The 24,036-nt window shown below is 48.9% G+C and carries 19 protein-coding genes; 12 read left to right on the top strand and 7 right to left on the bottom strand.

The features are described from left to right. Positions 1 to 6: 6 nt before the first annotated feature. Positions 7 to 816 carry a histidinol-phosphatase gene (locus G358_RS0128310; RefSeq protein WP_019640635.1) on the top strand — a complete coding sequence of 270 codons (810 nt, stop codon included), beginning with the start codon at positions 7 to 9 and terminating at the stop codon, positions 814 to 816. A gap of 100 nt (positions 817 to 916) precedes the next feature. Here G358_RS0128310 and G358_RS0128305 read toward each other — a convergent pair whose 3' ends face one another. The 5 genes from G358_RS0128305 to G358_RS33575 form a co-directional block, all read right to left on the bottom strand. Continuing rightward, positions 917 to 1,534 (bottom strand): GNAT family N-acetyltransferase, encoded by a 618-nt coding sequence (locus tag G358_RS0128305; RefSeq protein ID WP_019640634.1) that lies wholly within the window; start codon positions 1,532 to 1,534, stop codon positions 917 to 919. Between the two features lie 117 nt (positions 1,535 to 1,651). After that, on the bottom strand, positions 1,652 to 2,386 hold the full coding sequence (locus tag G358_RS31050; protein WP_019640633.1) for a DUF1361 domain-containing protein: 735 nt from the start codon (positions 2,384 to 2,386) through the stop codon (positions 1,652 to 1,654). 312 nt (positions 2,387 to 2,698) lie between these two features. Next, complete coding sequence (gene nagZ, locus G358_RS0128295) at positions 2,699 to 4,009, bottom strand: beta-N-acetylhexosaminidase (RefSeq protein ID WP_019640632.1); 1,311 nt, start codon at positions 4,007 to 4,009, stop codon at positions 2,699 to 2,701. Between the two features lie 23 nt (positions 4,010 to 4,032). Continuing rightward, positions 4,033 to 4,200, bottom strand: coding sequence for a hypothetical protein (locus G358_RS33335; protein WP_019640631.1), 168 nt, complete (start codon positions 4,198 to 4,200; stop codon positions 4,033 to 4,035). Then, positions 4,184 to 5,113, bottom strand: coding sequence for a GNAT family N-acetyltransferase (locus G358_RS33575; RefSeq protein ID WP_019640630.1), 930 nt, complete (start codon positions 5,111 to 5,113; stop codon positions 4,184 to 4,186). The genes G358_RS33335 and G358_RS33575 overlap by 17 nt, the downstream gene beginning before the upstream one ends. A gap of 189 nt (positions 5,114 to 5,302) precedes the next feature. Here G358_RS33575 and G358_RS0128275 point away from each other — a divergent pair, with 189 nt between their 5' ends. The 4 genes from G358_RS0128275 (at position 5,303) to G358_RS0128260 (ending at position 9,313) form a co-directional block, all read left to right on the top strand. Next, positions 5,303 to 5,980: a response regulator transcription factor gene (locus tag G358_RS0128275; RefSeq protein WP_019640629.1), complete on the top strand. Its 678-nt coding sequence runs from the start codon at positions 5,303 to 5,305 to the stop codon at positions 5,978 to 5,980. Then, positions 5,977 to 7,356 (top strand): sensor histidine kinase, encoded by a 1,380-nt coding sequence (locus tag G358_RS0128270; RefSeq protein ID WP_019640628.1) that lies wholly within the window; start codon positions 5,977 to 5,979, stop codon positions 7,354 to 7,356. Before G358_RS0128275 ends, G358_RS0128270 begins: the two co-directional genes overlap by 4 nt. Positions 7,357 to 7,526: 170 nt before the next feature. Further along, positions 7,527 to 8,639, top strand: coding sequence for an ABC transporter permease (locus G358_RS0128265; protein ID WP_019640627.1), 1,113 nt, complete (start codon positions 7,527 to 7,529; stop codon positions 8,637 to 8,639). Continuing rightward, positions 8,639 to 9,313 carry an ABC transporter ATP-binding protein gene (locus G358_RS0128260; protein WP_019640626.1) on the top strand — a complete coding sequence of 225 codons (675 nt, stop codon included), beginning with the start codon at positions 8,639 to 8,641 and terminating at the stop codon, positions 9,311 to 9,313. The genes G358_RS0128265 and G358_RS0128260 overlap by 1 nt, the downstream gene beginning before the upstream one ends. Positions 9,314 to 9,447: 134 nt before the next feature. Here G358_RS0128260 and G358_RS0128255 read toward each other — a convergent pair whose 3' ends face one another. Further along, complete coding sequence (locus G358_RS0128255) at positions 9,448 to 9,897, bottom strand: hypothetical protein (protein ID WP_019640625.1); 450 nt, start codon at positions 9,895 to 9,897, stop codon at positions 9,448 to 9,450. Between the two features lie 541 nt (positions 9,898 to 10,438). On the opposite strand from G358_RS0128255, the gene G358_RS0128250 reads away from it, so the two are divergent. After that, positions 10,439 to 13,435: a S8 family serine peptidase gene (locus tag G358_RS0128250; RefSeq protein ID WP_019640624.1), complete on the top strand. Its 2,997-nt coding sequence runs from the start codon at positions 10,439 to 10,441 to the stop codon at positions 13,433 to 13,435. A 148-nt stretch (positions 13,436 to 13,583) separates the two neighbouring features. Next, positions 13,584 to 14,312, top strand: a complete 729-nt coding sequence (locus G358_RS0128245) for a L,D-transpeptidase family protein (RefSeq protein WP_019640623.1) — start codon at positions 13,584 to 13,586, stop codon at positions 14,310 to 14,312. 201 nt (positions 14,313 to 14,513) lie between these two features. Here the strand turns inward: G358_RS0128245 and G358_RS0128240 are convergent, their stop codons facing one another. After that, entirely contained in the window at positions 14,514 to 17,060 is a 2,547-nt protein-coding gene (locus G358_RS0128240; RefSeq protein ID WP_019640622.1) for a beta-mannosidase, read from the bottom strand. 254 nt (positions 17,061 to 17,314) lie between these two features. Here G358_RS0128240 and G358_RS0128235 point away from each other — a divergent pair, with 254 nt between their 5' ends. The 5 genes from G358_RS0128235 to G358_RS0128215 all read left to right on the top strand — a co-directional run bounded on the left by G358_RS0128235 (position 17,315) and on the right by G358_RS0128215 (position 23,825). Then, complete coding sequence (locus G358_RS0128235; RefSeq protein ID WP_019640621.1) at positions 17,315 to 18,649, top strand: ABC transporter substrate-binding protein; 1,335 nt, start codon at positions 17,315 to 17,317, stop codon at positions 18,647 to 18,649. A 100-nt stretch (positions 18,650 to 18,749) separates the two neighbouring features. Then, entirely contained in the window at positions 18,750 to 19,646 is an 897-nt protein-coding gene (locus tag G358_RS0128230; protein ID WP_019640620.1) for a carbohydrate ABC transporter permease, read from the top strand. After that, entirely contained in the window at positions 19,643 to 20,476 is an 834-nt protein-coding gene (locus tag G358_RS0128225; RefSeq protein WP_019640619.1) for a carbohydrate ABC transporter permease, read from the top strand. The genes G358_RS0128230 and G358_RS0128225 overlap by 4 nt, the downstream gene beginning before the upstream one ends. 30 nt (positions 20,477 to 20,506) lie before the next feature. Then, positions 20,507 to 22,297 carry a cache domain-containing sensor histidine kinase gene (locus G358_RS0128220; protein ID WP_019640618.1) on the top strand — a complete coding sequence of 597 codons (1,791 nt, stop codon included), beginning with the start codon at positions 20,507 to 20,509 and terminating at the stop codon, positions 22,295 to 22,297. A 28-nt stretch (positions 22,298 to 22,325) separates the two neighbouring features. Then, positions 22,326 to 23,825, top strand: coding sequence for a response regulator (locus tag G358_RS0128215; RefSeq protein ID WP_019640617.1), 1,500 nt, complete (start codon positions 22,326 to 22,328; stop codon positions 23,823 to 23,825). Positions 23,826 to 24,036: the final 211 nt, after the last annotated feature.

Here is a 24,036-nt window from a genome sequence, read left to right as displayed (position 1 = left end):
AACGATATGAAATTTGATTTGCACACACACCATTTTCGCTGCGGCCATGCCGACGGCAATATCCGCGACTACATTGAAGCCGGAATCACAGCGGGCTTGTCAGTGATCGGCATCAGCGACCACACGCCTTATTTCGCCAATCCAGAGGAGCAGCCCTTTCCGCGTATTGCCATGGCTAAGCAGGAGCTTAAAAATTATGTAGAGGAAGTGCTGCAGCTTAAACGCGAATATGAAGGGAAAATCGATGTCCTGCTAGGTATTGAATCAGATTTTTTTCCGGAACATGCCGAACTGTATCGTACAATATTGGCCCAGTATCCGTTTGATTACATTATCGGTTCTGTCCACAGCGTTGGTGATGTAAGCATATTTAATAAAAATCGCTGGAAAAAGCTGACCAAAGAGCAGCATATCGCGGATAAAGAAGCATATTACGCCCTGATCCAGGAATCAGCGCGCAGCGGGATGTTTCAAATATTGGGGCATATCGATGCGATGAAAGGGAATTATCCTGCTTTTTCAGACATTCCTGCCGCAGAGGCGATCGATGAAACATTGAAAGTCATCGCCGAGCAAGGGGTTGCCATTGAAATTAATACTTCAGGCAAAACGAAACTATCCGGCGGCTGGTATCCTTCCGATTCCATTTTGGAACGGGCGCTCTATTTCGGGGTTGAGGTCACTTTCGGTTCCGATGCCCATGTCCCGGAGCGCGTTGCTGATGAATGGGAGGAAGTAGCGGCCCGGCTCAAAGAAATCGGCTTTAGCGGATGGGTATATTACAAAAACAAAACGAAACATACGGTACCTCTTTAAAAAAAAGAGAACCCGTACGCTACAGCGCCAGGGTTCCAAAGACAAATATATTCAAAAGGGGGTCATGTATAAAGTGTACCCCCTCACTGTTAGAGAACGATCACAGTAATATTTCATTTGTGTAACAAACGGGAACCGAAACGGGTTTGCTTGTGGTTTCTTGCCGGTCAGCAGCGTACACTTTCATCCTGCCATTCTTCCCGCTATGTTCAAGCCCCGCTGGATTCGCTTTAACATAACTCATCCCGCATTTTTGCAGAACTCGCTCCGAAGCAGGGTTGGTACTGGCGCAGCGCGCCTCGATCCGGCGAAGTCCCAGCGCTTCAAAGCCGTAGCGAATTAATAACTGAGCCGCTTCCGTCGCATACCCTCGCCCCCAATAGGAAGGGGATATCATGTAACCTAGCCGCGCTTTGCCCGTGCGTTGTTCCCAATATTGTAGCGAGCATAAACCGATAATACTTCCAGGCCCGGTCAACTCTACTGCAAAGTGCAGGTCGCGGAGATTGTCGTAACATTCGTTAAAATAGCGAAATAGCCTTTCAGGGAACAGCAGGGTTTCCGGATGTAATCCGGTATTACTTCTAACTAGCGGATGCGTCATGCACTGGAATAACGACTCGCAATCGTCAAAAGTGACTTGGCGCAGCACAAGGCGCGGGCTTTCTAGCTTCGGAAATTTGCGGCTTGATACGCCTTCTTTCAAATTTACAGCCATCTCGCACCCCCTGTTGATATGTTTCCCTCACGAAACTTCCGCCCATGAACAGCTTCTAAACAGCGGATAGGTTGGTATCCTACCTTCCATCACCTAAAAGAAGCGGTCCGGATACACTTACCTTTTTTCAAGTTTAGTATACTGCATCGCGCCAAAAAAATAAGCAACAATGTAGCAGAACATTGAAATGAGGAATATCCATTTGCAAAATCCGATTGCATGCCGCAAATATTCCAAATCCATCAAATAAATTACCGTATCGCCAAAAATACGCAACGGATCCCGGAGGATGTCCCAGCTATTGAAACGGATGAACCTTCCCATGTACACACCAAAGCTGCTGAGCAGAAGAACAGCGACAACGAAAACCCAGCCTGTAACCCCGCCTAAATATTTGCGTACAAGGGCATGAACCGAAAGTAAGGATGCCGTGGCGATCGCCAGACCAAGCAATGCGGCGAAAAACATCGTAAACAGGTTATCCCAGAACAGATTGTCCTCCCAGAATCTCCCCGTACCAGATGCAATGGGATAGCGATGAAAAGGATGCAGCATATCCGTAATCAAATAAGCGGCATTGGGATAAAAAAACAGCCAGACCGAGCCCACCCCCAGAAAGAGAAAAAACTTCAGTACTTTTCTTTTCAGCAGACTGACCATGTCCAGAACGACAGCCAAGCCCAAGGGAATCCATGCCAGAAAAGTGTTCCACAGCATAAATAAATAAGGGGGTCTCCCGCCATCCGGCAACTGCGTCTGTACAACGTATTTCATTCCGATTAATGTGGCAATAAACAAAATCATATACAGTATCCATTTCCCCGGGTAACCGAGCTGTCTCCAACCTTGCAATTGTAATGCCTCCTCCATATCCGACGCATACCTTAAGCTATGTTATGTTAGTTCAGCCAAGGAGCTCTTTAGCTTATGTGGTCATGTCACCCTAACTGTGCTTATGTCACTTTAGCCATATGGTCATGGCACCTAGCCATATGGTCATGTCACCTTAGCTGTGCTTATGTCACTTTAGAGCTCAATGATGTTTTCTTAGCTATGTGATGTTTTTTAGGTGCGCGATGCCCCTCAGGCTTTTAACGTTCTACGAAGGAGGAAAGTTACAGTTGTGGACAAACATGTGTTTGGGAAAATAAGGATGTAACTTCTTTACTTCGCTTGCTTGATTTTGTGTTTGCTCAAAATGCTCTCAATTTCCTGATTGATCGCCTTGATATCCGGCCCAGCTGCTGGTTCGTCACGGAGTGCGTACTTTTCCTTCAGCTGCAAAATAGAATGAACCCGCTCATCCAGCATGTCTGACGTAATTTCTCCACTGTTCACCGCTGCGGTTAGCGCATCAATTACCGCAAGCTGCCGATCCTTCTCATGCCCGACCAGCACAATATTGCCCCCGCCTTGAATGAACTTCACGGCCGCTTCCCCGATGTCATAGTGCTTTACGATCGCTCCCATCGTCATATCGTCGGTCACGACAACGCCTTCGAAGCCTAGTTCATCACGCAGCACATCTTGAATGACCGCTTTGGAGAACGAGGCGGGCTGTTCGGCATCAAGCTTTGGCATCAGCAAATGAGCGACCATTACGACGTCCGCTCCTTCTTCAATCGCTTTAGCAAAGGGCACAAGCTCCAGTTTCCGCAATCTCTCCATATCATGCTCGACCACGGGCAATCCCAAATGGGAGTCCACCGAAGTATCGCCATGCCCGGGAAAATGCTTGACCACAGGGATGACTCCCTCCTGCTTGATCCCCTGCAGCATGGCAATCCCCATTTCGCTGACGACCTTTGCGTCATTGCCGAAAGAGCGGCTGCCGATCACCGGATTATCCGGATTGCTGTTGATATCCAGTACAGGGGCAAAGTCCATATTCAGGCCGAATCCCGCCAGCTCTTTGCCGATCACGGCTCCGAGGCCGGAAGCCAACTCGGCGCTGCCGGAAGCGCCGATAGTCTGCGCAGCGGGCAGCGCTTGGAATTGCTCCGGCATCCGGGAAACCCGGCCTCCTTCTTCGTCCACGCTAAGCAATAATGGCACCTTGTGATGCGCATTCATTTTCTTAAGCTCATTGATGAAAGCGACAGCCTGCTTGGTATCGCTAATGTTGTTCTTGTAAAAAATAAATCCGCCAACATAATAGGATTCAATAAATTGGCGAGCCGTATCATCCGGTACCGTGCCTTCCACGCCGACCATAACCAATTGGCCGATCTTCTCCGCCGTACTTAGCTGCTTCAGCATGTCCCGGACAGAATCCTTCTCCTGTCCGTGATTGTTATTATTGCCGCTCTCCTGCAGATTTGCTCCGTTCTCAGGCTGCTGGACATGCCCCCCGGATTGCCCCGGCGCCTCCGAGCCCTGATTGGCATTTGGAGCTTGCTTTGGCGCGCAGGCTGCCGACATAGCAAGCATCAATATGATTATGGCCATTAAGGTTATACGCATCACATGCTTCATGGACCTTGCCTCCTGTCTGTTCGTTAAGTCCCGATCGAGTCCAGCCACAGGATGACGGCGAACGCGATTTGCAATAAACTGAGCACGCCGAATAAAATCACGATGACGATAAAGCTCGTTCGTAAAAGCTTTTTTCCAAGGCTCCTGCCTTTACGGCAGGCCTCCCGAAACAGGTTAACGCTGCTCCCCATGCTTCTCCTCCATCTGGGCTATATGGTGCCGGTCATGCGGGATGAAATCCTTCAAATATTGCGCTACGAAAAACGGATGCCCGTCCGCATCTATATATTCTTTATTGTAGGACTCGTCCGTTAATGACCGGATGACGGCTATGATCTTCTCTCTATAGAGAATCGCCTGCTCGGCCAAACTCGTGATGCTTGTCTGTTCACCATACAACTGCGCCTTCCGGTTGAATTCATCATAGTCGGTATGCCGAAGGGTCAGCAGCTCCTGTCTATATATCTTGTCGATGGCATGTTCATAGAAATATTTATCCCACAGCATGATATGGCTGACAACCGCTCGCAGCGGCCACTTACCCGGAGCGACCGGCTGATTCCAATAGGGTTCCTCCCGTTCTTTCAGCTGGACTGCAAAAGTAATCCAATCCTGGAAGGCGGCTAAAAGCTCGTCCCTTCCATCCTGGTACATCAGTTTTTCCATGAAGACGAGATTTAACCGCTCATGTATCGGTTCGGTGCGATAAATACTGTATCCGAGCTTCTGATACAGGTACAGATTTCTTTCGCTCCGATGTCCGGTAAACAGCTCGAATCTTGCGCAGTGCGCGAATAGCCGCTCAAGCTCCCGAATGAGCGCTGTGCCGATCCCCCGATTCTGGTAATCGGGGTGGACGATGACTTTTCCAATATAACATGTTCCATTACCCTCGCGAGCTCTTGCCGAACCGATAATCATACCGTCCTCCAGAACGGCTTTCAATATCGTATGCGACTGCGATTCTTCTATGAAATCCGCCAGCGTTTGCGTTAACGGCGGGATTTGGTCATCCTGATAAATATGGGCTTCACCCTCGTAAGCCTGATATTGAAGCTGCAAAATTTGCTGTAAATCAGTTCTTTCGGCGGCAGTTATCCTCATGCGCATGGAGCCTCCTTTAATCTTGGTAAGATTATCCTTATTCTACCACGAAGATGCATAAGTAGGCTGCTTCAATCATGCCTGCATCCTCATTTGTGAAAAGGTAAGAGGTTGCGGTATATTGGCATCAGTTGGATTGTCATTTTACAGTTCTATCTTTCTTAGTTCAGACAAGGAGATGCATAATACGTGATTCATATTCTCATTGCCGACGACGACCCGCATATTCGCGAGCTTGTCCGTTATTATCTGCAAGCGGAGGGCTATTCTGTCGTAGAAGCAGCCGACGGAGAGGAAGCATCTGACCGTCTTGCCGCCCAGCAGATCCATCTGGCTATCGTTGACGTGATGATGCCGAACAAGGACGGGTACCAGCTATGCGAGGAGATTCGGGAATACTACGACTTCCCCGTTATCCTGCTTACGGCCAAAGATCAGCTGGTCGACAAAGAGAGGGGCTTCGCTGTCGGAACGGACGACTATTTGACGAAGCCTTTTGAGCCGAAAGAGCTTCTATTCCGCATCAAGGCATTGCTGCGCCGTTATCAGATGGTGAACGCCGAGACGATCCGGCTGAACGATACCGTCATCGACCGGCGAAGCTATGAGGTGCACAGCAACGGCAAGCTGTTCATGATCCCCATGAGAGAGTTCGATTTGCTGTCACAGCTCGCGAGCTATCCAAACCGGATTTTTACACGGGAAGAGCTGATTCAGCTCGTATGGGGTCCTGATTTCGATGGGGATGACCGCACGGTAGACGTGCACATCAAACGCCTTCGCGACCGCTTTGCGCACAGTCATCGGGATTTCAGCATTACCACAGTGCGTGGCGTAGGCTACAAGCTGGAGGTCGGGCCCCGATGAAATCGCTATATCTGCGCATCGTCATCACGACGATCTTCGTCATGGTTTTAAGCTTTTTCATTGCGTTCATCGGCTCCAACCTGTATTATCAGCATCTTCTAAAGCCGTTCAACGATCAGAAAATCACGGCGATGGCCATGAGCATCAGTACCTTCTACGAGCAGAACCCAGAGCTCGACCCGGCATCCTACTTCGGCCATGTAGGCGAGCTTGGCTACCAGATGTATCTGGTTCAGTCCCCGGAGCACGGGAGCTTCTTCGGCGACCCATTCCGGGAGACGAAGCTGGATGACGCCGTCGTACAAAGCGTTCTCCGGGGTGAGGAGTACCATGGCGTGTCCAAATTTACAACGGGGCCGTTCGTCACCGGCTTCTTTGACAACGTGCTGATCAATACAGTCGGAGTCCCTCTGCACGCTGGAGGTGAGGATTACGCCTTGTTCGTCAGGCCTAACGTAGGCGTCCTGTTTGGGGAGCTGCGGATTTTTTTCGCCGTGCTGGTCGTTCTTTCGATTCTGCTGAGCATTCTGTTCGTCATCGTCAGCACACGCTACATTGTAAATCCGATCGTGAAGCTGACCGAGGCGACCAAAACGCTGGCCCGGGGCAAATACAACATCCAGCTTGAGGTGAAACGGCGGGACGAAATCGGCAAGCTGGCTGGAACCTTCATGCAAATGGCCAAAAGTCTGGAGCAGCTCGACCAGATGCGCCAGGAGTTCGTGTCCAACGTATCGCATGAAATCCAGTCGCCGCTCGCTTCGATCCAAGGCTTCTCGCACACCCTTCAGTCAGCGGATTTGCCGGAGGAGCAGAGAAGGCGCTATTTGGCCATCATCGAGAACGAGAGCCGCCGCATGTCCCAGCTCGGCAAGCAACTGCTGATGCTCGCCTCGCTCGATAAGGAAGAGACGATTCTGGACAAGCAGATGTTTGATGTGTCCGCCCAGATCAGGCAGGTGCTGTTCATGCTGGAATGGAGCTGGCGCGAGAAGGAGCTGTCTGTGGAGCTTGACCTCCCTTCAGCGTTTATCAAGGGAGATGACAAGCTGCTGCATCAGTTGTGGATCAACCTCATCACGAACAGCATCAAGTACACGGAGCCTGGCGGCACTATCGCGATCCGCCTGCGCCAGACCGAAGCCGAGTGCCATGTGGACATCGAGGATACAGGCATCGGCATTGCTGAATCGGAGCTTCCCTACGTGTTCAACCGTTTCTATCGGGGAGACCGGGCCAGGGACCGCAAGGAAGGCAGCAGCGGCCTGGGACTGGCCATCACGCAAAAAATCGTTGAGCTTCATCAAGGGCGCATTGAAGCGGACAGCGAGCTTGGCAAAGGTACGACGTTCCATGTCACCCTGCCAAGATATTAGAGAAACATCTATCATCGTAACTCAAGACATTCAGTCAGACCAAAGAGGCAGTCAGACCATAAGACCGCATTTAGCCGTACATAACCCGTTCATATTGCGTTCATAGAGAACTCTTATAGTTGATTCAGAACCTGATAGACAGACTATAAGAGATAGGAGATGAAGCTGTCATGTTTCTTGCTTTACGAGAGTTGAAACACGCCAAGATGCGGTACATGCTCATTGCGCTAATTATGGTGCTGATCGCCTGGCTGGTGCTGTTTGTATCTGGACTGGCCCAAGGCCTGTCCTCCGATAATGCCTCCTCCATTCAGAACATGAATGCGGATTACTTAATTGTACAAAAAGATGCGGATCACCGCCTAACCCGTTCCACAGTGCCGGAGGCACAGCTTGCGGATATCCGCGATTTTGCAGGCGGGTCATCCGCTGCCCCGCTCGGCGTGCAAATGACCGCCGTAACCAAAGCGGGCGAAACAAAGAAGCTTGACGCCACGCTGTTTGCCATCGAAACGGAGGGCATGTTGGCCCCGCCCATCGCCGAAGGCCGAATGGTGGATGAGATGGCGCGGGACGAGGCTGTTGTCGATATTTCTTTTAAAGAGGCAGGTATAGCGCTCGGGGATGTGCTGGAGGAGCAAATGTCCGGTCAGCAGCTTAAGGTCGTCGGGTTCACGAAGGGGCAGTCCTTCAGCCATTCTCCGGTTATCCATGTGAATTTCAAGGTATGGGGCTCGATAAAGTCGGCTGTCTCAAGAGGCGGCACCGGCGATGGCCTCCAATATAACGCCGTCGCGCTGCAAGCCGGAGCTGCCAAAGCGGATCAAATCGGCGAATCGATTTCGGGGATTGAGGTCATTACGAAGGATCAGGCGCTGCAGGGCATACCCGGATATAAGGAGGAACAGGGCTCCCTGCTCATGATGGTGGCTTTTCTGTTCGTCATTGCGGCATTCGTGCTGGCCGTATTTTTCTATGTCATCACAATTCAGAAAATGAACCAGTTCGGCGTGCTGAAAGCAATCGGCGCAAGCTCCAGATATTTGGCCCGCAACATTATATCCCAGGTCATGACGCTCTCTGTCGCAAGCCTGGCTGTCAGCATAGCGCTTACCTACGGGGTAGCCGCCATCTTACCGGCTGGCATGCCGTTCGACCTCAGCCCGCAGCTCGTTGTCCTCTGCTCGGTGCTGTTCCTTGCCGTAGCAGTCATTGGCTCCTTGTTGTCCTTATACCGGGTCGTCAAAGTCGATGCTATTGAAGCGATCGGGAGGGCTGCGTAATGAACGATAAACTGCGAATGGAGAATGTAACCAAGGTGTATGGGGATGGGGATATTTCAGTCAAGGTGCTGACGGAGGTTTCGCTCGAAGTGAACGCCGGAGAGTTTGTGGCGGTCGTCGGTCCATCTGGAGCGGGAAAAAGCACATTCCTGTCCATCGCGGGAGCGCTGCTGTCGCCGACTAGCGGACGGATTGCCCTGGGCGGTGAAGACATTACCGAGCTGACTCCCCCCGAATTGAATCAGGTTCGCCTGGACAAGATCGGTTTTGTGTTTCAATCGTCCAATTTAATTCCTTATTTGACAGTGATGGATCAACTGCTGCTCGTTGCCAAGCTGGCCAAGACGCCGCGCAAGCTAGCAGAAGCCAAGGCTAAGGAGCTGCTGCAGCGGCTGGGACTTGCTCATCGGCGGAATCATTATCCGGACAGCCTATCTGGCGGAGAGCGCCAGCGCGTGGCCATCGCCCGGGCCTGGATGAACGACCCGGAGATCATTCTTGCCGACGAGCCAACGGCCAGCTTGGATTCCGACCGCGGCCGGGACGTCGTGCAAATGCTGGCGGATGAAGTGAAACTGCATGGCAAAGCTGCCGTTATGGTCACGCATGACCAGCGGATGCTGGATCTTTGCGACCGGGTCGTCCAGATCGAGGACGGAAAATTATTCGAGTAAGAAAAACGTCCATCGACTTACTTTCTGAGGAGCCAGGCCGATCTCATTATGAGATCGGCCTGGCTTATTTTTTTCCGATAATGGAATGGCCTTTGGAGAAATCACGGCAGGTCCACTGCTTTAGCGATTATATTTTACTTCACAGGCTCCTCCAGTTTCTTTATTCCAATCGGCCGCAAAGTGAAAGGCGTATATTGAATCGTATAGACCTCGCCTTTCTTTAGGCGATGAGGAAAAATAAAATGGACGGTTACCTCGCCAAAATGAACTTTATTCCACGTGGAAGCTCTTCTTCCTGTATTGTTGGTGATGTCCATAACGATTCCGCTAATCTCCCTTGGCCCTGGAAATATTAATAATGCCATACCTATCGACTCACGCATGCTGAAAATAAGCACCAGGCAAGCAACCAATATTTTGAACCATTCCGGCCATTCTTTTTTCCCCTTCTCTTTCGCCTTAGCAGTGTCCTTTGGTAAAGGAGGTTGCGGCGCTTTCCCCGCTTTCCCTATCAGATACAACAAAGAAACGAGGAACAGCAATAAAGTCATAATTAATAGTGCCCAAAAGTGAAATCGATCCAAGCCGTACACCCTTTCAATTCACTGTTTTTTCCTGTTCATCTTTAAATATTTTATCAAAGAACTTCTCCTGCCCCATCCCCTTTTCATAGCCACCGAAAGTCGCAAAGACCGAAGACTTACACCCGTTTTCCGAGCTAATTCACTAATATGAATGACAATCACCTCTTAACATGACTTAACTATAAACCATCACATCTTGTGAAGGTCAAGTATCATATTCAATGATTGACAAATCGAATGCAAGTTAGTGTAAAGGCAATATTCCACACGAAATCCGAATACACAAATTGTTTTAGCTAGTTTATTTCTACTAAATATACCTACTTATAATGAACCAAATATAAATAGAATCCTGCAAGTATATGGAAATTATTTTAATTTAATGGTAAAATATTCTATGTTATTACCTCTATTAATCTAGCACATGGATTCTCTATCAATCTGTCTTATGAGGAGGCTGATACGTTCGGTCTGCAGCTCAGCAAACTGACTCAAATCGAAGGGTAAAAGAAGTCCAATCTAGCAACTAAATGGAGGGATTATGTTGAAGAAAAGCTTAATGCTTCGCAAGTGGTTTGCCGTTATTTTGGCTTTTGCAATCATCATCGGAGCTTTTCCTGGCTACAGTAACGCCACTGAACTTGAACCGCCCTCATTACCTGCTCTTAGTGAATTAGTTTCGCAGTCCGAGACGGCGGAGGCGTTTATATCGCCTGAGATTGATACGAACTCAAGCGATAAGGTGCGCGTCATCGTGCAGTTGAACGGCCAACCCGCTGCAGTCGGCAAATATGCCGCAAGGCTCGGCATTCGTTCACTGGCCTCGGCAGCTACGGAGTCCATAGTTCGCCATGAGCAGCAGAATTTTCTCAACGAAGTACAGGATCAAGGATTAGAGCTGCAAGTAAACTATCAGTACAATACAGTATTTAACGGCTTTGAAGTTACGATTCCCGCTGATGAAATCCCCGCACTAGCCCAAATACCGGGGGTAAAATCGATTCAGGAAAACAGCATTTGGTATCCGCTGCCGATTACCCCTTCCACAGACGAAGCGATCAACTTTGACAGCATCCCGTTGAAACAAATCGGCGCCGACCTGGCTTGGGCTGAAGGCCTCACAGGAAAAGGACTCAAAGTAGGCGTCATCGATACAGGAGTAGACTACACGCACCCGGATCTGCAAGAAGCCTATAAAGGGGGTTACGATTCATTCTACAAGGACGATGATCCTTATGAAGAAATTCCGCTTACTCCGGCAGAGGACCCGCTTCACGTCGGATATGGCGGAACTTCGCACGGCACGCACGTAGCCGGGATTATCGTAGGAAGAGCGGCCAATCCGACTGCCGATATTGTGCAAAAAGGCGTGGCTTATGAAGCCGAGCTCTACGTCTACAAAGTGCTGGGACGGAGCTTGACGGAACCTTATCAGGCTTCCGGAACGTCCGCACAACTCATTGATGGCATTGAACGGGCCGTCAATGATGGCATGGACGTCATTAACCTCTCGCTTGGCTCCGATATAGAGAAGAACGTCAACTCACCTGACGCCATCGCCATCAATAACGCTGTATTATCCGGAGTAACGGCCATTATCGCCAACGGCAATGCCGGGCCTGGTTATTATACGATGGGCTCGCCAGCTACTTCCCAATTAGCATTGGCTGTAGGTGCTGTCACAAGCGAAGGCACCCTGTATAAAACTGAACTAGCCCCCGCTTTAGTGAACAGCCCGCCCTCAACAACTGAAGCGACTTATACGGCCCCTCCAACATCCGTCACGATAGCCACCTATGACCCATTACAGCTGAACGTCATTGGCTGGCAGAGCGGGCATACCGATTTCGCAGCAATTTTGGGCACGGAGCCGTTAGATGTAGTATATGTAGGGCTTGGGGGTATTGCAGATTACACTTCCGACGTGAGCGGCAAAATCGTGTTGGCTTCCCGGGGCAAGCTCTCCTTCACTGAGAAAATAGTTTATGCCCAGCAATTCGGCGCTAAGGCGATCGTTATTTTTAATGGGACGAACGATGGGGATGACGCGGATTTAAGCGAATCCATTGCGGATAGAGACGGTTATATCGATACTTTACTCGCCGACAACCCGCTATTTATTCCTACCTTCGATATGAGGGGCACAGAAGGGCGCGCTTTAGCAAGAGCGGTCCGGGATAACCCCGATTTGTCGCTCCAGTTCACCTTCGGAGCAGAATATGAACCCTCAACGATCCCCGGGGATACTTTGGCGAGCTTCTCCGCCTGGGGGCCTAATGCAGATGCTAACCTAAGCATAAAACCGGACGTTTTGGCGCCGGGGGTAAATATCTTGTCTACTTATCCAGCCTATGGCAAATACAATTCAGGCATTTCTTATGACAATGCTTATTTACGTTCAAATGGCACAAGTATGTCTGCCCCCTATGTATCCGGTTTGGCGCTGCTCTTGAAAGAGCTGCATCCCGACTGGACGCCGTTCGATATCCGTGCTGCCCTCGCCAACACAGCGGATGTGATTCGCGGTGAAGACAAACCTGTATACGACGTATACCAGCAGGGAGCCGGACGCGTCAATGTGGCTAATGCAATCAATACACCCGCAGTGCTGCAGGCGCTTGAACCCATCACGATTCTGGATACGAATTTTTCACCGCAAAACGTTATCAATTATAATTCATCGGCAAGCTTCGGCATCGTTGCCCCAGGTGGTGTATCGGCTAAAAATTTGCAGCTGAAAAATACGTCCCAGCAGGATGTTAGCTACGAAGCCTCGGTAGAATGGCATCATGATCATCCCGGTGTCGCAATGACACTCGACAAGAGCCTGGTCACGGCTGCAGCCGGCACGGCAGCAGTCATAAAGCTTGATCTTCAAGTGAGCACTGATGCACAGGAACGCGCATACCAAGGGCAGATCAACCTGGTTAGCGCAGGACTGCCGACGCTCCATTTGCCTTTTACCGTGCAAGTAGGTTATGAACAGCCTGTAAACGGATTTGGTATTCAGGAATTGATGCTGACGCATTCGACAGTCTATCCGAATCGCAGCGCCCAGCAATACACCGACTTGTCCTTCAAGCTAACCGCGGAGGATACGAACTATTTCTCCGTTGAAGTGGAGAACCTGGACAATGAAACACTGGGCTTCTTTGTGAGTGAAATTCCTAACGACTTGAGCGAACGCTTTGAACCAGGAATTTATACCATCCCAGGAATTGGCGGTTCTTATCACCCTTACGACGAAAACGGCTACCCGATTCTTCAGGACGGACTGCCCGTTTTAGCACAGCTTAACAATGGTACGTATAAAATCACTGTCACTGCCGCGCAAATTACCCCGGATGGAAATTTAGCCTATGACGGGGGCAGACCCATTTATTACCGGGCGGTTTCCTCTTATCGTGTAGATAATAGTGTGCCTTCCAGCGATGACTGTATCCTTAAAGAGGCTTCGGATAATCCATTTACAAGCTTCCGGCCTCATCAGCCGGTGTCTCAAGAAGCTGCTGCCGCCGCTCTGGAAGTTCTGCCTTAAGCAAGATTGATAAAATAACGAGTACAACTAAAGTAATAGAGGATATTTCGTTCTGTTTCTTGAACAAATATCCTCTTTTTTTACGCCCGTCCGCTGTATGAAATTCAAGCTTCGGTGCAGACTATACCTAAAATGAAATTTTGGTGAAATGATGAATCCAATAAAGGTGCTAAACAAACTGCTGCGGATGGCCTTTTTAGTTTGGGCTATGATCGTGATTCCCACGGGTAGCCTCGTGCCTGGGCTTGGGCGGCAGGCTATCGCTTATGGTGATCCTGCATTGCCGATCGTGTCGGACGCAAGCATTTACTCGATTGAGATTTATCCGCATTATCATCAGCTTATTGTGAAGACCCAAGGGCAGAAGTTCAAGACGTATCCCGTTGCCGTCGGGAATCCTGCGACTCCTACGCCGGTCGGCGAATATAAAGTCATTTATAAGGGGACGAATTGGGGGCCGGCTTTTGGCCCGCGATGGCTTGGACTGAATGTCCCCTGGGGAACCTATGGCATACACGGTACAAACAGGCCCTATTCCATTGGTCAGAATCTAAGTCACGGCTGCATACGCATGCGCAACAGAGATGTGATGGAGTTGTATGAACTGATTCCCCTCGGCACCAAAGTAACGATTTATGGTCATATCCTCGGCAATTCCAGGCAAGATCCACGGGCTTTGGCTGCAGGAGATATTGGAGGCGACGTGCAATTAATCCAATCCCGGCTAAAAAGCGCAGGTTATTTCAACGGAGTTTGCAATGGCAAATTTCGCGCGGATACAACAGCCGCCTTGAAACAGTATCAGCGCGATCATGGGTTAATCCCGAACGGCGTCGTTTCGGTCAAAGTATATGAATCATTGGGCCTGTTGGAATGAAGCTTATGCAAAAAAAAGTCTATCGGCATATTTTCTAAGAAGACAGATCAGACCGCGATAGTTTTTCAAGCGATATGAGGTTCTAGCTGCAAATTTCTGATATTAAAAAAACAAGGCTGCCGTCTGTTCCGGCGGCCTTGTTTTCGTTAATTCCCCTGAATTTTCGCTAATTACCCTTGATTTTAGTTTGATTTTCGCCAATTATGCTTGAATGATAAAATCCTTCATCGACCTTACCTCAAGCAACCCTGGAGTTCCTGGAATAAAGGGTGCTTCCCCCATGCTGCGGCGGTGGAAGCTTACGGTGTGAGGAACGCCAGGAATCAGATCGAAGAAATTGTCCGTAAATATCCCTTCTTCCTCAGCGCACAGCCACACTTGTTTAGCCAGCGCGTTCGCTTGAAGCTTGAAGGAAGTCCCTCCGCTGCCCGGCACTTCCTCGACAGTAATGACCGTCTCAGGCCACTCTATTTCACGCAAGGAAGCAAAATAATGATGCTTGCTATCCAGTTCAGCTCCATTCTCCTCCAGTTTGGCGAGCAGTACGGTCTCCTTCGGATTGCGATCCCCGAGCAGTTCTTGAACCTGAATTGAAAATGCTATTTCCGCCGTATCAGCACTGACATTAACTTCTTGCTGAATGTCCCGCAGCAGCAGGCCGCTGAAATCATAAAGCTGCAGCTTCAGTTTTGCCTGCACCGGCTGCTGCCGATCAGAAATAATATGAACAGCCAGTTCCCCCTCCTCTGCGCTAACGATGGAAAGCAGCACATCGCGGAAGCTTCTGCGCACTGTATACTGCAGTGCCTTCCAGCGGCCATAATAATCCATCCCCGCCCAGGAAGCGACCGGCCAGCAGTCATTCATTTGCCAATACAGTGTTCCCATACAATACGGTTTATGACGGCGGTGCGCCTCGATCGCTGTTTGTATTGCCTGGGCCTGAAGGATTTGGCTCATGTACAGGAAAGATGCAAAATCCCTCGGCTCCGGCAAATATTGCTCCATATATTCCTTTATGAGCTGATTGCCTCTGCCATTTTTCTGGTGGGCCAGCATCACTTGCGATTCCAGCTCAAGCTGATCTTCCGCGGCGTATTTCAATACCGTATTCCATTCGGGAAAAGACTGAAACCCGTATTCACTCATAAAGCGGCCGATTTTTGTATTGTAGTGATCAAAAGGTTCGACGGCATGCCATACGCCCCAATAGTGAACGTCCCCTTCTCCGGTCACTTGGATTGCATGTTGATTGTCATCTCCCGTCAGGCTCCGTAAAGGGGAGGATGGCCAATAATCTACGCCGTGGGCAAAGCTCGCTACAACCTCCGGCAAAATTCGGTGGAACACCGCCTCATAGTCATTCCATATTTTTTCCCTGACGTCTGAGCTGTACTTTTCCTTCCAGCCCCAGCCGCTGCCCCAGGCGTAATTAGCCCAGGCCGAGTCGATTTCATTATTTCCGCACCATAATGCAATACAGGGATGATTGCGCAGACGCTTCACATTGTACTCTGCCTCTGCAGCGACATTGCTCAAGAACGCGTCGTCTCCCGGATACATGCTGCAGGCAAACATGAAATCCTGCCACACTAACAATCCATATTCGTCGCACAGCTCATAGAACACATCTTCTTCATATATTCCTCCGCCCCATACGCGCAGCATATTCATGTTGCTGTGTGCAGCTGAGGCTATTTCATGACGGTATCGTTCTCTTGTTACTTCCGTTATGAAGCTGTCATTCGGAATATGGTTAGCTCCTTTAATGAAAACACGGCTCCCGTTTAGTTCAAAATAAAACGAAATGCCTGCCTCATCCTTATTTCGAATTAGACGAATCGTTCTGAGGCCTGTTCTCACCTCTCGCTGGGCAACAATCTCTTCCTCCTGCAGCAGAGCTGCATTGAATACATATGTGGATGGCTCACCGAGCCCGCGGCACCACCACAGTTTCGGACTGGAAATTTCGAGATCAAGCGTAACCACTTGTAAGCCAGGCTGAAGTGACACTTCTTGCTCCCAACTCATGCCTTCCGCGGCGACTCGCAGGCGGCCGCTCCAAGCAGATAAAGCCTCCACTTCTACTACTGCTGCCAATTTGGCCTTCTCTGCACTTACTTCGTCCTGCCTGATAAATAAATTATTAATTTTAGGAACGGACCATCCCTCCAGCCGGACTTCCCGCCAAATTCCGCTGGTTACAAAACGCGGTCCCCAATCCCAGCCGTAATGATAGGGGGCTTTCCTTGCGAATACGCTGACACGCCGCTCCTCCAGTCCGCCTAATTCGGATTGATCATTAGATGCTGGCAAATCATATCCAAGCTGATCCAGCTTGGGGAGGTCCTCCATAATCGGCGAACGGAACCGGACCCGTATTTCGTTGTTTCCAGCTTTAAGCTGGGCTTTTATGTTTGCCCGCCAGGCCCTGAACATATTGTCTGCGGAAAACACATATTGTTCGTTTACATAAACGTCCGCATAGGTATCCAGCCCGTCAAATACGATATCCACCCGGGACTGGTCCTTAAACCCTTCCGGCAGCTCGAAGCTTGTCTTGTACTCCCAATCCTTCTTATCGATCCACTGCAAATCATGCTCATTTTTGCCGTAGAATGGATCCGGAATGAGGCCGCACTTCAGTAAATCGGTATGTACCGTCCCGGGTACAGCGGCAGGCAGCCAAGCGTCTTCATCACAGGATTTAAAGCGCCAATTGTCCAGTACATGTTGTTGAATGTTCATAAGCCCTCCATCAGTTCATCGTAGTATACTTTTGAATTTTCATTTATTATATTACATTATCGAAGTTATTTGTTATTATTTTGTTATATTTTTTATAAAACAAATTAAACAAACTGTGCAAACTCATCTCCCTTTCTTCCTAACAATAAGCTAAACAAAGACAATAAATAACAATTCAGTGCATTTAAACCCAAACGATAAAACGCTACAATCGAACTGTAAGCGCTATCAAATTAAGAAGAGGGGCGACAAGCATGAAAAGAAAAGGCTTTTTACTTGTATTTATGATCGTCTTGGCATTAACCGGCATCCTAACAGGCTGCAGCGGAAACAAGAGTAATAGCGGGAATAGCGCCGCGAATAATGTCACAGCAAATACTCCAGAGCAAAATACAGCAGAACAAAATACCACAGGGCAAAACTCCGCTGAAAAGCTTAGCGGGAAAGTCACTTTCCTGACCAACCGGACAGACATGATCGGCAAGGAGTACGACGACTACGTCAAACGCTTCAACGAGAAATATCCTGACATTCAAATCGAATTTGAAGCAAGTCAAACGGACTATAATCAGCAAATCAAAGTCCGGATGGCCAGCGGCGAGCTCCCGGATCTGATGTTTATCCCAGATATCCCCAACTCCGATTTGCCGAAATATTTTGCTTCCCTGGACGATCTTGGCCTGAGCGCGGACATTACTTTCAAAGACTTCAAAGCATATGACGGCAAGCTATATGGCATTACGACCGGCAACTCAACGTCCGGCATTGTGTATAACAAAAAGGCGTTTGCCGATGCAGGCATTACAGAAATTCCAAAAACGTGGGATTCATTTCTCGAGGCATGCGAGAAGCTGAAGCAGAATGGCGTTATCCCGCTTTCCTCCAATTTCAAAGACAAATGGCCGCTTGGCAGTTGGGTGTATGATATGCCGAGAGTCATTGAGAACAATCGAGATTTTCCAAATACCAGGTTAAATATGGATGCGCCATTCACTATGGATAACGGGTATGGCAAAGCGATGTCACTGATTCGAGCCCTTAATGAAAAGGGCTATCTGGAAAAAGACATCAACTCCACCAACTGGGAGCAGTCCAAGAAAGATGTCGCTAACGGAAAAATGGGTATGTATTTTCTCGGCAACTGGGTCATTAACCAGGTCATTGGCGTAGGCGCCGATACGGAGAACATCGGGTTCTTCCCGCTTCCCTTCGACAATTCAGGCAATCTTAGAGCTGCGTTCAACCCGGACTTTTTCTATGCGGTAAATAAAAACAGCAAAAACCTGGAGGCGACAAAAGCTTTTCTGAAATGGATGCTCGAAGATTCCGGTTACGAGGATTTTGCCGGATTTCTCTCTCCGCTTGAGGGCAGGGAATCTAAGCTGGCTCAACTCGCCGAATTCCAGGCTACCGGTGTAGAGCTGCAAGAAGGAATGCCGGATGATCTGCAAGTGATTGAGATTTCCAATAAAGCTCAAATCGATCTGCCGGCTATTGCCCAGGAGTTTGTACTGGCCAAAGATCCGCAAACCGTTCTCGACAAATGGAATAAAGCGTGGGCCAAAGCGAAGCAGGATCTTGGATATTAATTAATTCAGCCGCATCTTGAACATCATGCAAAATGGGTTATCGATTTGGGCGATAATCCATTTTGCTGTCAATCAACAGTTAGAAAGAAGGGATAATGGAATGTTTGGAACATTATCATATAAAAAGCAAAAAAGCGTCATTATCTTCTCATTTTTACTCGTACCTGTAGCTCTCCTCCTGCTGTTCACCTATTATCCGGCAGCGAAGCTCGTCTGGTTCAGCTTTACCGATTGGGACGGCTACAGTCCAGAGAAACCCTGGGTAGGGTTCGATAATTATAGGGAAGTGTTCTCCAACCCCGATATTTTTGGAGTGTTCACCCACAATTTCGCTTATTTTGTCATGGGAATTATTCAGAATATCGTAGCCATTTACTTTGCGGTTCTTCTGAATGGAAAGCTGCGCGGGAGATACGCTTTCCGCCTGCTGCTGTTTCTTCCCTATATTATGAACGGCGTAGCCGTAGCCTTCATGTTCGGCTACGTATTCGATACGACCCAAGGATCGCTTAACCTGCTGATGCAAAGCCTCGGACTGGCAAAGCTCGGCGAGACCAGCTGGCTTGGCACCCCCGGGTTAGTCAACTATTCGCTCGCCTCGACAGGACTATGGCGATTCATGGGCTACAATATGGTCATTTACATTGCTGCTCTGCAGGCGATACCCCGCGATATATATGAAGCTGCCACCATTGATGGAGCCAACGCCTGGCAAAGCTTTTGGCGCATCACACTGCCCAATATGAAACCGGTCATTCAGCTCAACCTGTTCCTGACGGTAACCGGCGCACTGGAAGTATTCGATCTGCCGTTTGTGCTCACCAAGGGCGGTCCGGCTGGCGCCTCTCAAACCTATGTGCAGCGTGTCGTGGAGACTGCCTTTGCCTTCAACCATTACGGACTCGCCTCGGCGATGAGCATTGTACTTCTGTTCTTTGTCATCATCGTCGTGGGGCTTCAGCAGTTCGTGCTTAGCAGAGGAGGAAAAGGCAAATGAAGAATCAAAAATTTAGCGGCCTGGAGCTCATTAAATACTTCTCCCTGTTGATTGGAGTATTCGTCGTTTTGTTTCCTCCCTATATCATTATCGTGAACTCCTTTAAATCCAGCGAGGAGTTTAACACTGCAAATACAATGGCGCTGCCCCACAGCTTTTTCAATTTCGACAATTTCAAAATCGTATTTGAGCGCGGCGGATTGCTGAACGGGTTCGGCAATACGTTGATCATCATCATCGTCGCGCTGTTGTTTAACATCGCCTTTGGCACTATGGTCGCTTATGTGCTGGGCCGATTTTCTTTTAAATTAAAAACAGCGGTGTTCGGCGCCTACTTGTTTGCCACGGTAATTCCCAGCATTACGACCCAGGTCGCCACCTTTGGCATTATCAGGCAGTTAGGACTGTATAATACGCTGGGTGCCCCGATAATTCTTTACATTGGAGCTGACGTCATCCAAATCATTCTGTATTTGCAATTTATCCGCAACATTCCGGTAGATCTCGATGAGAACGCTATGGCGGAAGGTGCTTCCCTGTTCAGAATCTATCGCTCGATCATATTTCCATTGCTTACTCCGGCCACGGCAACTTTAGTTATACTTAAATCGATCAGCATTTACAATGATATGTATACGCCGTATCTCTACATGCCCAAGCAAAGCTTAGGCGTAGTCACGACCGTTCTCATGCGCTTTCAGGGGGTGAACATTGCCGACTGGAATCTCATCAGCGCCGCTATTCTATTAATTTTGCTGCCTACCGTTATCTTATATTTTGTGCTTCAGAAATATATATTTGAAGGAGTGACCAGCGGCGCAATAAAATAATGGCAGCCTATGCGGAAAGGACGGTAACCTATGCTTTCATTCATTCACTCCTGTTTTCGCAAAGCCTGGGTGTTCTTCGCCAATCTGTCGATGCAGAAGAAACTGGTTATCATCTTTGTATTCCTTATTTCTCTGCCGATTACGTATGTCAGCTATTCGTTCTATCGGGCGAATTCCGAGTCCGTGCTCAGCGGCATGACTCATTCCGCCGGGCAAATGACCGATAACGCCATGGACAAAATCGACCGGTATATCGCCGACTTAAAGCGGTACACCATCCTGCCGCTCTATAATAAGGATGTGCAGAAATACTTGGATCAACGCGGGACAGATTGGGATAAAAATATGAGCATCGAGATGTTTCTTATGTATTTGGCCAATACGAAGGACGAAATCACCGCGGTTTATTTGACGGATCGTTTCGGCACTATTTTTTATAATAAAAAACCCGGAATTAATGAATTATTTCCCGAGGAACGATTCAATGAATGGGAGAGGCGGACGCAACTGGCCGACGTCTCCCCTATTCTGCTCGGGACACATCCTATTCGGATCAATGCCTCGGAGCAGCGGCAGGTGTTCACCGTCATCCGATCCATTCAATCCGTCAGCACGCTTAAAAATATCGGCATGATCGTCATCGACGTGGATATCCGGCTGTTCGACGACATGATCCAGCCCCTGAACACTGTTACTCACGGCAGCACCCTGATCGTCGATGAACGCGGTAATGTCGTATACAGTAACGATCCAGCCAAGCTTGGACAAGATTTGAGCACAAGCCCCCTGCTTGCAAAAGCAACTGAGCCTCGCGGGCATTTCAACCTGGACATCGACGGAAAGCCTTATATTTCGGTATATAGCATCTCCGAAAGCACGGGCTGGAAGACGCTCACCTACATCCCATCAACCGAATTGCTGGCTCCAATGAAGCAAAATCGCAACGCCCTGATGATTACAACGCTGCTTATTATTTTTTTCGCCCTGCTGGCAGCCATTTTTATTTCCTATGCCCTGACAATGCCGCTCAAACGGACGGTTCGATTAATGAAGCAGGTGCAGCGCGGCAATTTGGACGTTCAGGTTCAGGTCAAATATAACGACGAAATCGGCAGACTGGGCAGTCATTTCAACCGGATGATCGCTCACATCCGCGATTTGCTGCAGGAAGTATATGAAACGGAAAAAAGCAAACAAAAGGCGGATATGCTTGCTCTGCAAAATCAGATTAATCCGCATTTTATATACAACACGCTGGAATCGATCCGCATGCTGGCAGAGCTGAACGACGATGACCGCGTGGCGGAGCTTACTTATTTGCTCGGCCTGCTGCTACGATACAGCATCACCCGCAGCGATGAAATCGTAACAATCCAGCAGGAGCTCGATCATGTCTGCAACTACTTGCAGTTGCTGCAAATCAGGTTCCCGGACAAAATAAGCTATCACATCGCTGTTCCGAAGAGCTTCTGCCAGCTGCCTATTATCAAACTTGTTTTCCAGCCGATTGTGGAAAACGCCGTGTTTCATGGGCTGGAAAAGCAGGAGAAGCCGGGGACCATTGCCATTCATGCCTGGAGCGAAGGGAAGAGCGTGATTTTTACTATTCACGATGACGGCGCTGGGATGGAGGAAGAAACCATGAAACAGCTGAATTCCGCCTTAACGGACGGCAAGACAGATCAGTACGGCATCGGGCTCTGTAACGTAAGCGAGCGGATTCGCCTATATTACGGGAATAACTCAAAACTGACCGTAAATAGTAAGCCTGGTGAAGGAACCACTGTAACATTAAAGATCACCGGTCTTCTGGAAATATGAATAACAGCGCAATCGGGAGGAATCGCTTATGCTGCGTATTATTATTGTGGACGACGAAGCTTCAATCCGTGAAGGACTGGCTAAAATGATTGGTAAAGAAAACGATAGCTTTCATATTACCGGCACTTTCTCAAATGGACAGGATGCACTAAGCTTCGTTCAGGCATCAGACATCGATGTTGTGATCACGGATATTCGTATGCCGTTCGTTGACGGGTTGGAGCTGATCAAGCAGTTGAAAGCTTTACAGCCGGCAGTCCGCTGCATCATGATGAGCGGATTTACTGATTTTGAGTACGCTAGGGAAGCGTTGCGCTATTCTGCTGTAGATTACTTGCTCAAACCGATCAGCAAGAAGCAGCTGTTCAAGCTGCTCTACATGCTGGATGATGAGAAAATAACCAGTCTGGAGAAAGAACAGCGCTTCCGCTCGGGTATGCTGCTTTCTTACCTCAGAAGCTCCTCCTCACAGTGCAGCACATTCCCCGAGCTGAGCTTATTACGACCGTACTATGCCGTGTATGTTTTTCGTTCCACGAATATGGAGATGCTCAGGGCGCAAGTGAATTTGCTTAGCCAGCAAATGACGGTCCCCCTTGATATTGTCGATCCAGGAGATGGCATGCTGGTGCTTATCAGCTATTATTCGGTTGAGCCGCTGCCAGAGCTTATTCAGCAGCTTCCGGATCAACTGCGGCCAAGCCTCGTTCCCGCCGGGACCGTCCATATCGGTGTAAGCCGCGGGTATGATCGGATCACTCGGTTAAGCCTGGCATATGATGAAGCCGTTTGCGCCTGCGATTGCGGGTTGTACAGCCAGTCCAACTGGAGCTGCCATCACATTGGAGATTTGCCCCAGCCTGAGCTGAATATTACGGATTGGTTCGCGCATATAAAGGAGCCGCTTAAGCGGAACTTGCAAATATTAAATATCCCCGCCATTAAGTCAGAGCTTAAGGAGCAGTACAATCAATTGCAGCAGGCCAAGGCTTCCCGCCAAGCCATCACCTCCCTTTGCCGGTTAATCAACGATTTGGCACTCGCTGAGCTCCCGGAGTGGAAGAAGCTGCATCTTCCAGCCGCTGCTGGACAATGGGCAGAAGAGCTATCCTCCTGCTTTACTTTCGAAGAGATGAGAGAGTTATTCTTAGGCCGGTTTCTGAGTGGTTTGGAGCAGATCCGCGCACAACGGCTGAATATGGCCGACCGTTCCGTCGAAACCGTTAAGCGTTGGATTACGGAGCATTACGATCAGCAAGCTGAGTTGAGCAGCTTGGCCGCCTTGGTCTATCTTACGCCCAGCTATCTCAGTAAACTGTTCAAAAACGAAACCGGCATGACGATTACCGACTATCTGATCGAGGTACGAATTGAAAAAGCGAAGCTGCTGCTGAAAACATGCTTGGACATGAAAATTCACGAAATCGGCTGCCAAGTAGGATATCCCGACCCGGCCTATTTCAACAAACTGTTTAAACGAATCGTCGGCATAACGCCCAACGAATATAAAAAAATTAATCCTTATTAATTAATCCTAATTTAGGAATGAAAAATGGATTCAAGCTATTCCATAGCGATCAGGCCGCTTACGCGAGTGGTTTTGTATGATTTTTCATATACAATCCTAGCATCAAGGCGGTACGGGAGTGGTTTTATACGATTTTTCATATACAATTCCGGCATCATACTGCTACACGAGTGGTTTTATATGATTTTTCATATACAATCCTAGCATCATA

Source organism: Paenibacillus fonticola DSM 21315, from assembly GCF_000381905.1.
GTDB lineage: Bacteria > Bacillota > Bacilli > Paenibacillales > Paenibacillaceae > Fontibacillus > Fontibacillus fonticola.
The sequence above is the reverse complement of the archived record's forward strand: the minus strand, read 5'-3'. Positions and strand labels throughout refer to the sequence as shown.

Excerpts from the sequence above, each read along its gene's own strand:
- G358_RS0128310 (WP_019640635.1), top strand. The coding sequence starts at position 7 with ATGAAATTTGATTTGCACACACACCATTTTCGCTGCGGCCATGCCGAC.
- G358_RS0128305 (WP_019640634.1), bottom strand. The coding sequence starts at position 1,534 with ATGGCTGTAAATTTGAAAGAAGGCGTATCAAGCCGCAAATTTCCGAAG.
- nagZ (WP_019640632.1), bottom strand. The coding sequence starts at position 4,009 with ATGAAGCATGTGATGCGTATAACCTTAATGGCCATAATCATATTGATG.
- G358_RS33335 (WP_019640631.1), bottom strand. The coding sequence starts at position 4,200 with ATGGGGAGCAGCGTTAACCTGTTTCGGGAGGCCTGCCGTAAAGGCAGG.
- G358_RS33575 (WP_019640630.1), bottom strand. The coding sequence starts at position 5,113 with ATGAGGATAACTGCCGCCGAAAGAACTGATTTACAGCAAATTTTGCAG.
- G358_RS0128270 (WP_019640628.1), top strand. The coding sequence starts at position 5,977 with ATGAAATCGCTATATCTGCGCATCGTCATCACGACGATCTTCGTCATG.
- G358_RS0128265 (WP_019640627.1), top strand. The coding sequence starts at position 7,527 with ATGTTTCTTGCTTTACGAGAGTTGAAACACGCCAAGATGCGGTACATG.
- G358_RS0128260 (WP_019640626.1), top strand. The coding sequence starts at position 8,639 with ATGAACGATAAACTGCGAATGGAGAATGTAACCAAGGTGTATGGGGAT.
- G358_RS0128250 (WP_019640624.1), top strand. The coding sequence starts at position 10,439 with ATGTTGAAGAAAAGCTTAATGCTTCGCAAGTGGTTTGCCGTTATTTTG.
- G358_RS0128245 (WP_019640623.1), top strand. The coding sequence starts at position 13,584 with ATGATGAATCCAATAAAGGTGCTAAACAAACTGCTGCGGATGGCCTTT.
- G358_RS0128240 (WP_019640622.1), bottom strand. The coding sequence starts at position 17,060 with ATGAACATTCAACAACATGTACTGGACAATTGGCGCTTTAAATCCTGT.
- G358_RS0128235 (WP_019640621.1), top strand. The coding sequence starts at position 17,315 with ATGAAAAGAAAAGGCTTTTTACTTGTATTTATGATCGTCTTGGCATTA.
- G358_RS0128230 (WP_019640620.1), top strand. The coding sequence starts at position 18,750 with ATGTTTGGAACATTATCATATAAAAAGCAAAAAAGCGTCATTATCTTC.
- G358_RS0128225 (WP_019640619.1), top strand. The coding sequence starts at position 19,643 with ATGAAGAATCAAAAATTTAGCGGCCTGGAGCTCATTAAATACTTCTCC.
- G358_RS0128220 (WP_019640618.1), top strand. The coding sequence starts at position 20,507 with ATGCTTTCATTCATTCACTCCTGTTTTCGCAAAGCCTGGGTGTTCTTC.
- G358_RS0128215 (WP_019640617.1), top strand. The coding sequence starts at position 22,326 with ATGCTGCGTATTATTATTGTGGACGACGAAGCTTCAATCCGTGAAGGA.